Source organism: Halomonas sp. G15, assembly GCF_021282295.1.
GTDB classification, from domain to species: Bacteria; Pseudomonadota; Gammaproteobacteria; order Pseudomonadales; family Halomonadaceae; genus Halomonas; species Halomonas alimentaria.
On the sequence record NZ_JAJSPA010000068.1, the window covers coordinates 1 to 8,669 of the forward strand.

General features: G+C 66.8%; 11 protein-coding genes. 8 read left to right on the forward strand and 3 right to left on the reverse strand.

Annotation, left to right across the window (positions count from 1 at the left end; all coding sequences use genetic code 11):
• Nucleotides 1-319: 319 nt before the first annotated feature.
• Both LWH48_RS17705 and LWH48_RS17710 read right to left on the reverse strand, forming a co-directional pair.
• On the reverse strand, nt 320-985 hold the full coding sequence (locus tag LWH48_RS17705; RefSeq protein ID WP_232913616.1) for a response regulator transcription factor: 666 nt from the start codon (nt 983-985) through the stop codon (nt 320-322).
• Nucleotides 986-993: 8 nt separating this feature from the next.
• Nucleotides 994-1,494 carry a cupredoxin domain-containing protein gene (locus LWH48_RS17710; protein WP_232913617.1) on the reverse strand — a complete coding sequence of 167 codons (501 nt, stop codon included), beginning with the start codon at nt 1,492-1,494 and terminating at the stop codon, nt 994-996.
• Nucleotides 1,495-1,702: 208 nt separating this feature from the next.
• On the opposite strand from LWH48_RS17710, the gene LWH48_RS17715 reads away from it, so the two are divergent.
• The 3 genes from LWH48_RS17715 (at nt 1,703) to LWH48_RS17725 (ending at nt 2,668) form a co-directional block, all read left to right on the forward strand.
• On the forward strand, nt 1,703-2,005 hold the full coding sequence (locus tag LWH48_RS17715) for a hypothetical protein (protein WP_232913618.1): 303 nt from the start codon (nt 1,703-1,705) through the stop codon (nt 2,003-2,005).
• Between the two features lie 73 nt (nt 2,006-2,078).
• On the forward strand, nt 2,079-2,231 hold the full coding sequence (locus LWH48_RS17720; protein ID WP_232913619.1) for a hypothetical protein: 153 nt from the start codon (nt 2,079-2,081) through the stop codon (nt 2,229-2,231).
• The gene (locus LWH48_RS17725) at nt 2,228-2,668 is read left to right on the forward strand and encodes a DUF411 domain-containing protein (RefSeq protein ID WP_161432719.1); all 441 of its coding nucleotides are present in this window, start codon (nt 2,228-2,230) and stop codon (nt 2,666-2,668) included. The genes LWH48_RS17720 and LWH48_RS17725 overlap by 4 nt, the downstream gene beginning before the upstream one ends.
• A gap of 89 nt (nt 2,669-2,757) precedes the next feature.
• Here the strand turns inward: LWH48_RS17725 and LWH48_RS17730 are convergent, their stop codons facing one another.
• Nucleotides 2,758-3,633, reverse strand: a complete 876-nt coding sequence (locus LWH48_RS17730) for an MBL fold metallo-hydrolase (protein WP_232913620.1) — start codon at nt 3,631-3,633, stop codon at nt 2,758-2,760.
• A gap of 145 nt (nt 3,634-3,778) precedes the next feature.
• Between LWH48_RS17730 and LWH48_RS17735 the strand changes: the two genes are divergently transcribed.
• The 5 genes from LWH48_RS17735 to LWH48_RS17755 all read left to right on the forward strand — a co-directional run.
• On the forward strand, nt 3,779-4,732 hold the full coding sequence (locus LWH48_RS17735; RefSeq protein WP_232913621.1) for a GlxA family transcriptional regulator: 954 nt from the start codon (nt 3,779-3,781) through the stop codon (nt 4,730-4,732).
• A gap of 282 nt (nt 4,733-5,014) precedes the next feature.
• The gene (gene cobT, locus LWH48_RS17740; protein WP_232913622.1) at nt 5,015-6,061 is read left to right on the forward strand and encodes a nicotinate-nucleotide--dimethylbenzimidazole phosphoribosyltransferase; all 1,047 of its coding nucleotides are present in this window, start codon (nt 5,015-5,017) and stop codon (nt 6,059-6,061) included.
• Complete coding sequence (locus LWH48_RS17745) at nt 6,058-6,762, forward strand: adenosylcobinamide amidohydrolase (RefSeq protein WP_161432723.1); 705 nt, start codon at nt 6,058-6,060, stop codon at nt 6,760-6,762. The genes cobT and LWH48_RS17745 overlap by 4 nt, the downstream gene beginning before the upstream one ends.
• Entirely contained in the window at nt 6,755-7,744 is a 990-nt protein-coding gene (gene cbiB, locus LWH48_RS17750; protein ID WP_232913623.1) for an adenosylcobinamide-phosphate synthase CbiB, read from the forward strand. Before LWH48_RS17745 ends, cbiB begins: the two co-directional genes overlap by 8 nt.
• On the forward strand, nt 7,741-8,669 hold a 929-nt coding region (locus tag LWH48_RS17755), incomplete at its 3' end, for a pyridoxal phosphate-dependent aminotransferase (RefSeq protein ID WP_232913624.1). The genes cbiB and LWH48_RS17755, both read left to right, overlap by 4 nt.

The window sequence follows — 8,669 nt, forward strand, 5'->3', positions numbered from 1 at the left end:
TGAATTACCTGAAAGGGGAGACCCGTTTCAAAGGCGGTATTCGGCGAAAGCAGAAGAAAGCCGCGCTGGATGAGACCTACCTCGCAGACATTCTCGCGGTGTAGGGTTTTTCATGCGTTTTCCCTGGACTCGGGCGGTGGCCAGGTGATCACGGCGCAGTTGCTCGATGGCGTGATCGGCTTCGCGTTCGAGCCGTTCCCCCAGGAAGTCCCGAGCCAGGTCGTTGAGCAGGATCCCGTGCAGTAGCCAGGTCAACCCGGTGACCAGCAGGGCGATACCCGACAGCCAGGCCAGCAATCGGATTCGCAGGCTGCGACGATCAATCCGCAACAAAGACATAGCCCTGGCCGCGACGGGTCTGGATGCTTGGTTTGCCCAGGTGACGGCGCAGCCGCGCGATGTACACCTCGATGAGATTGGGTGCCGCGGCGTCCTGCTCCAGAGCGTAGAGCTGGTTGAGGAGGTGCTCCTTGGAGAGCACGCGCCCCGGATGATGCATGAAGTAGCGCAGCAGCACGAACTCGGTGCCTGTCAGCGGGTGCCAGGGGCCATCGGCCACACGGACGCACTGGTTGGCCTCGTCCAGGGAGACATCACCCAGCGTCAACTGACTGGAGAGTCGCCCCGATTGGCGGCGCAACAGTGCCTTGACCCGGGCGATAAGCTCGGCTTCGTGGAAGGGTTTGGTCAGGTAGTCATCCGCGCCGCCTTCGAGCCCGACGACCTTGTCTTCCCAGGTATCCCGAGCCGTCAGGATCAACACCGGCAGGTCGCGGCCCGACTGGCGCCACCGCTTGAGCAGGTCGAGACCCGAGCCATCGGGAAGGCCCAGGTCCATGATCGCCAGCGCATAGGTCTCGGTCGTCATAAGCGCCTCAGCGTTTCTCAGAGACGTGGCCAGGTCGACCCGGTAACCGTTGTCCTTGAGGGATTCGGCGAGGCTCTCGGCCAGTAAGTCGTCATCTTCGAGTAGCAAGAGCTTCATGCGTCGGCTCACTTGCCCAGCTGGATCTCGCCGACCATGCCGGACTCGGAGTGTCCCGGGATGTTGCAGGCATAGACGAGCGACTCCACGTCGGCGGGGGCGGTCCACACCAGCTCTGCGGTGTCGCCGGGCGCGATGGTTACCGCCGGCATCTCGCCGCCATGCGCACCTTCCGCCATGTCATGGCCGCCATGACCGTCGTGGCCGTCACCATGACCACTGTCTCCCATGGCCTGCATCATCTCGCGGTGCGCTTCCTGGGCTTCGGCATCGCCGATCACGAATTCGTGTTGCAGGTTGCCGGTGTTGACTACCTGGAAGCGCACGGTCTCTCCAGCGGAGATGCTGAGTTCCTCGGGATCGAACCACATGTCGCCCGCCTCGACCCGGATGGTGCGGTCGACCTCGGCATCTGGCGCTGTAGCGTGAGAACCACCATGTTCACCGGCAGCAAGGGCGGAAGTGGCGGCCAGGCAAAGGGTGATGGCCAGCAGTGACTTGCGCATCATGGAACCTCTTTGATCGTATCAGGGGAGCATTGGTTATACCGCAGCAATCTGAAATGAGACTGAACTCGAAACCTCTTGACCCTTGTGTAACGCGCAGGTTGTAGCATCCAAGGGCCTGATGAAGGCCATGCCGAATCCCTTGTCCTGGATCATGTCGGACGACACGGCCACCAAGGCAGAATGGGGCCTCGACCATGAGGATGACCGAATGACCTGCAATGTTCGCTACCTGCTGCACACCCGAGGAGTACGCCTGATGGCGTTGCTACTCGCGGTACTGCTGCTGGTCGCCAGCCTGCCCGGTCATGCGACCATGGACGACTGCGCCGTCGACTGTGGCACATCCCAGGTCGAGATGCCCGATCATACCGTCGCCGACTGCGGCGCCTGCGCGGCATTGACCGCCACGCCGATTGTCCCCCGCGTCCCTCCGGACGCTCTTGTAGACCTGGCCGACCCAGCCGTGGTCGAGTTCATCGCTGCACCACCCCGAGAACCTCCCAAGTCCTGACGTCGCTCGACTTCCCGGTAACGACGTATTGGCTCGTTATCGGCGCCCCCTTTCTTTCGTCAGGAGTCACATCATGTACGCCAACGATTGCTTTTCCCTGATGGGGTCAATGGGTTGGATGGGCTGGCTGATGCCCTTGACCGTCATGCTTCTGCTCGGTCTCGGCATTGCCGCTCTCGCCAAGTACCTCTTCACGTCTCGTCGGTCTCGGGAGGATCGCTCATGAACCGTTTTGCCCCCACTCTGGTTGTCTCCGCAGCGCTGCTGATCGGTGCCGGCACCGCACAGGCCGCTATGCCCGATGCGGCGACCCTCTACAAGAACCCCCAGTGCGGCTGCTGCGATGAATATGCCCGCCAACTCGAAGCGCTCGGCGTCGAGGTCACCGTCGTCGACGACGTGCCGATCGGCCAAGTCAAGGAACGTGCCGGACTTCCCTACGGTCTGGGCTCCTGCCACACCATCGAGATGGGCGAGTACATCATCGAGGGTCACGTGCCCTTCGAGGCGGTAGAGAAACTCTTCGAGGAGCACCCCGACACCGACGGCATCGGCCTGGCGGGTATGCCCATCGGCACCCCGGGCATGCCCGGGCCAAAACAGGGTGACTGGAGCGTCTACCAGTTTCGCGCCGGAGAAGCCCAGCCATACATGACGCTGTAACGTCTCCACGTGATGGCAACTGCCCGGGTGAAGCCTCACCCGGGCAGAAAGAGAAAATCGGGCCGCCATGAAGGTGGCGGCCCTCTGGATCAGAAGGCGATGACCTCGCCGTCGGCGGGGATCACGACATGATCCTCGATGCCCTCCGCCTGCACGTACTCTCTCAACGCTTCCCGTGTCAGCGACATATGGTTGATAGCATCCATGTGTGTGGCGACTACTGTTGCTTCCGGTGCTGTCTGGGTAGCGCGCAGTACATCTTCCTTGCCCATGATGATGGGATCATCATAATCGCTGCGCATCGCTTGCCCTGCGTTGAGCACCACAATCTTAGGGTCATACTCATCGAACGCCTGATCAACTTCATCGCGCCATATGGTGTCGCCTACCAGGTAGAGAGTCTCCTGGCCAGGCGCTTGGAAGACTACGCCCATCACATCTCCGAGAGCGGCCGCGACTTCAGGTGAGGCATACATTTCATCGGTGCCATGCTGGCCGCCTGTCCTGCTCAGGGTTACGCCATCGAACTCGGCCTTATCGGAAAGTATGCGCACGTTGGTAAAGCCCTGCTCACGGATCATCGCTGCATCGGCCTGGTGCTGAGCGAACAGTGGGATATCCTTCGGCATCAGCGCCTGGGCGGCGGCGTCCCAGTGGTCGAGGTGGGTGTGGGTCACGATCACGGCGTCCGTGTCGTCGATCACATCCTCTGCCGGCATTGGCAACCCAACCAGCGGATTGCGCAGCTCGCTACGGTAGGTGCCATCGAAGCCCGGGTAGGCGCCCTGCTCGGCCAGCATGGGATCGATCAGGAAGGTGGTATCCCCATAGGTGATCTTCACCGTGGCATTGCGGATCTGCTGCACCTGCTGCGTTGTCTCCTGAGAGATCGAGTCCGCGGATGCACTGCCGGCGATTAGGGCCGTGGCCAGGGCCAGGGAACTGGCGAGGGTCTTGATCAGCATCTGGATGCTCCTCCATTACGTTGCTGGGTGATGGCAAGCAGTCTAGCGGGGCGCGGTTGAGCAAAAAATTGGCCTGAATGACAATATTCGAAAGATTCGGGCCAAGGTGCCATGATTATGAGGAACGAAGCTCAGGAGTCGCATCTTGCCGTTGCCCAGCGTCGGACTGATCCTTTACCCGAATATCAGTCCCTTCCATTTCTCGGTGCCCTATACGGTGTTCGGTATGGCCTTGCCCGATCGCCCACTGTTCGATCTGTCCATCGTGGCGCCGGAGGGGAAGCCGCTGGCGGCCGAGCGGGCGATGACGGTACGGCCCGACGGCGGCCTGGAGCTGCTGGACCGGGTGGATATCGCGGTGGTGCCTGGCTGGCATGACCTGAATGAAGCGCCGCCGCCAGAGCTGGCCGAGGCGCTCGTCCGTTGTCATGAGCGGGGTGCCCATGTGGTGGGGCTATGTTACGGCACCTATGCCCTGGCTTACGCCGGGCTGCTGGAAGGTAGGCGGGCGTCGACTCACTGGATGGCCGAGCAGGATTTCATCGGCCGCTTTCCCAGAGTCAAGCTGGATACCAATGCGCTCTACGTGGAGGAGGATCGTCTGGTGACGTCTGCCGGTACCGCGGCCGGCCTGGATTGTTGCTTGTTCCTGGTGCGTGAATATTACGGCGCGCAAATTGCCAACAAGGTGGCCCGGGCCATGGTGGTCCCACCGCATCGAGAGGGTGGGCAAGCGCAGTTCATCGAGCAGCCGGTTGCTACCTCTACCCAGGACGCCCACATCAACCGCCTGCTCGACTACCTGCGAGAACACCTGGCGGAGTCGCACACCATCGATGCGCTTGCCACCCGTACCGCCATGAGTCGGCGGACCTTCACGCGCCACTTCCACAAGGCCACCGGCATGACGGTGGTGGAGTGGCTGGTGAGCGAGCGGCTGCGGCGTGGACGCGAGCTGTTGGAAACCACCTCCTTGTCGGTAGAGGCCATTGCGGAAAGGGTCGGTTTCCACACGGCGACATCGTTTCGGCAACATTTCAGGCAGCGGCATCGGGTCAGCCCCCGCGACTGGCGAAAGACCTTCGGCGAAAGCACCTGATTATCGTTGGTCCTATCCTTCTGCACGTGACCGCTCTCGATGCCGACGCTATGCCCGCCGGTGACAGCGGCGACTCTGTGGGCCGTCGGCCCTTGGCTCAAGCGCCCCGCAAGTCGCAGCCGACTGCGGCGGTGCGGGGCGGGAGACGCGCGGCCTTGATCCCGGCCGGCTTTTCTCCCAGGCGTATCATGGTCTTGCCCAGCATCGGCGGAACAATGTCCCGGCCGAGAGCTGCTATCATGGCGCCATTTCGTTAGCCACCATCCCGCTGGATCTCCCGCTATGCTCGCCGACACCCTTGCCGCCCTGACCCCCGCCGATCACGCCGCCGGCCACCGTATGGCGTTGCATCTGGATAACCTCACCAAGCCACCTGGCAGCCTGGGGCGCCTGGAAACGCTGGCCGTGACGCTGGCGGCGATCTCCGGCGAGGCCTCTCCCCGGGTCTCGCCCCCAGGGATGCTGGTCTTCGCTGCCGACCATGGGGTAGCCGCCGAGGGTGTCTCGGCCTTTCCCCAGGAGGTCACCGCACAGATGGTGGCCAACTTCGTGGCCGGCGGGGCGGCGATCAACGCCTTCGCCCGCCAGCTCGGGGCACGCCTCGAGGTGATCGACGTGGGGGTGGCCGCCACGCTGCCCGGCCAGGGCGTCGTGGATGAGAAGGTGCGCCATGGCACCGCCAACATGGTCGAGACGGATGCCATGCATCGCGATCAGGCAGTGTCGGCCATCGAGGCGGGCATCCGCGCCGCCGAGCGGGCCGTCGATGCCGGCTGCCGCTGCCTGATCATCGGCGAGATGGGCATCGCCAATACCACGGCGAGCAGCGCCCTGCTCGCCACGCTCAGCGAGGCGCCGGTGGCCGGCCTGATCGGCAGCGGTACCGGCCTTCCGGCCGAACGCCTTGCCCACAAGCAGGCGGTCATCGAACGCGCCCTTGCCGCCCGTGCACCGGATCGTGACGACCCCTTGGACGTGCTCGCCAAGCTTGGGGGACTCGAGATCGCCGCCATGACCGGTGCCTACCTGGGCGGAGCGGCGCGCCGGGTGCCGCTGCTTGTGGACGGCTTCATCGCCACGGTGGCCGCGCTGATGGCCTGTCGACTGGGAGCCGACACCCGCGACTATCTGATCTTCGGACACCGCTCCCGCGAGCCGGGCCACACCCATGCCCTGGCGGCCCTCGATGCCCAGCCGCTGCTCGACCTCGAGCTGTGCCTGGGGGAGGGCACCGGCGCGGCCCTGGCCTACCCGCTACTGGAAGCGGCCTGTCGTGTGCCGGCCGAGATGGCCACCTTCGACGCTACCGGCATCGACACCGCGCCGTGACGTCGGAACAACGTCTCGCCTTCGGCCCGGGAATCACCCTCGACGTCACCGCCGACTGGGTGCACCTGGCCGCCTCGCGCCCGCTCTGGACCCTGAGTAGCGCCCTGGTGGGCGGCGGCTTCGGCTGGCGACGGCACTTCTGCAATTTCCACGTGGACAAGGGGTACGCCGGGGGCGCGCCGGCGGCGGATCTCGCCGACTGGCTGGCGGCGCGGCGGTTGCCGGCGGGCGAGAGCCTGGCCATGATGACCGCGGTGCGCCTTGAACACCTGCACGTGGAGGCAGGGCAGGGGGTGCTGGCGGCGGTGACCGCCGGGGCCGGCAATGCCGTGGATATCGCCGCCCCTCTGGCCGGGGATCCTCGGCCGGTAGGCACCATCAATACCCTGCTCCTGATCGATGGCCACCTCACCGACGGCGGCCTGGTCAACGCGTGCCTGTCGGCCAGCGAGGCCAAGGTGCGCGCCCTGCACTCCCTCGGGGTGCTGGACCCCCATAGCGGCACGCCGGCCAGCGGCACCTCCACCGATTGCCTGGCCGTTGCCGCGACGCAAGTGGGCGAGGTGACCCCCTATGCCGGTTCGGGAACACGGCTCGGTCGCGAGCTGGGCCGGGCGGTTTATCGGGCCACCCGCGCCTCGCTGCTGGCCTCCCGGGAGTGGCGGCGGCGCCAGGCGATGGAGGAGGGCACCCATGGCTGAGCCGCTGTCGCCTGCGCTGCTGGCCCTGGTGCTGGCCGCCGTGGTCCTGGACCTGGCCATCGGCGATCCGCGCCGGCTGCCCCATCCGGTGGTGGGCATGGGGGCGGTGATCGCCCTATTGGAGCGCGCCTGGAACCATGGCTCGCCCCGGGCGCGCCGAATCCGCGGCGCGCTGATGACCGCCCTGATGGTGGCGGGCAGCGCCCTGCTGGCCTGGGTCGCCATCGCCCTGCTGGCGAACCTGCACCCCTGGCTGGGCTGGCTGGCGGAGGGGTGGCTGCTGGCCAGCTGCCTGGCCATTCGCGGCCTGCGCGACGCCGCCCTCTCGGTAGCCGCGCCGCTGGCCCGGGGCGATCTGCCCGCGGCGCGTCGGGCACTCTCCCTGATCGTCGGCCGCGACACCGAGGGGCTGGACGAAGGGGAGGTGACCCGCGGGGCGGTGGAGACCGTGGCCGAGAACACGGTGGACGGCATCACCGCGCCGCTCCTCTTCGCCCTGCTGGGGGGCGCCCCGCTGGCGGTGGCCTACAAGGCGGTCAACACCCTGGACTCCATGGTGGGCTACCGCAGCGAGCGCTACCGCGACTTCGGCCGGGCCTCGGCGCGCCTGGATGACGCCGCCAACTGGCTGCCGGCCCGGCTTACCGCCCTGACCCTGTGGCTGGGGGCCTATTGCCTGGCGGCTGGTCGGCAGGCCCTCCATACCCGCAGTGCCCTGGCCGCCACTCGCCGTGAGGCGCCCCGGCACCCGAGCCCCAACAGCGGCTGGCCCGAGGCCATGGTGGCCAACCTGCTGGGGGTCCAGCTCGGCGGCACCAGCCGCTACCGCGGCGAGGTCTCCGAGCGCGCCCGCCTGGGGACGTCCCGGGAGCCGCTGCGCCAGGCCCATATCGGTGCGGCGATTCGCCTGATGCACGGTGGCTGGCTGGTCTTCCTCATCCTGCTGGCGGCGACGGTGCTGCTCGGAGAGGCAATGTCATGAGAGCACGAGACGCGAACACCTCCCCTGACTGGCCCCTGCACGGTGGCCAGCCCGGCCCCCTGCTGGCGCGCTTCGGCCTGGCCGAGGGGGCCCCGGTGCTGGATGTGAGCGCCAACCTCAATCCACTTGGGCCGCCGGCCTGGCTTCCCGGGTGGTTGACGGCCCGGCTCGCCGAGCCCGAGACGCTCGCTCGCTACCCCGATCCCGGCTACGCCGAGGCTCATGCGGCCATCGCCGCCCACGAGGGGCTGGCCATGGACCAGGTGCTGTTGACCAACGGCGGCGCCGAGGCGATCTTCCTGGCCGCCGCCCTGCAGGCCCGCGAATGGCCGGGGGTGCCGACGGCCATCATCGAGCCCACCTTCGCCGAGTACACACGTGCCTGCGCGGCCCACGAGCTGCCGGTGGTGACGCTGCCCCTGGCACCCCCGGACTTTCGCCTCGATGTCGAGGCCATTGCCGCGGGGCTTGGCGAGGCGCGGCTGCTGTGGCTCTGCCGCCCCAACAACCCCACCGCCACCCTGGTACCTAAGCCCGACGTGGAGCGCCTGCTCGCCCTGACCGCGGCGCGAGGCTGTCGGCTGGTGGTGGACGAGGCCTTCGTGGACTTCATCGGGGACCCCCGGGAGTCGCTGACGCCGCTGCTCGCCGACCATCCGCACCTCGTGCTGCTGCGCTCGATGACCAAGCACTTCACCCTGCCGGGGCTGCGGCTGGGCTACCTGCTGGGCGCGCCCGAGGCGGTGGCGGCGGCCCGTGCCTGCCAACCCGCCTGGAGCGTCAACGCCCTGGCCGCGAGCCTGGTGGCGCCCCTGCTGGCCGACCGAGACTTCGCCCGGCGCACCGAGGGCTGGCTCGCCGCCGAGCGGCCCAGTCTGCAGGCGGGGCTCGAGGCCCTGGGCCGTGAGGTGGTGCAGAGCCGGGC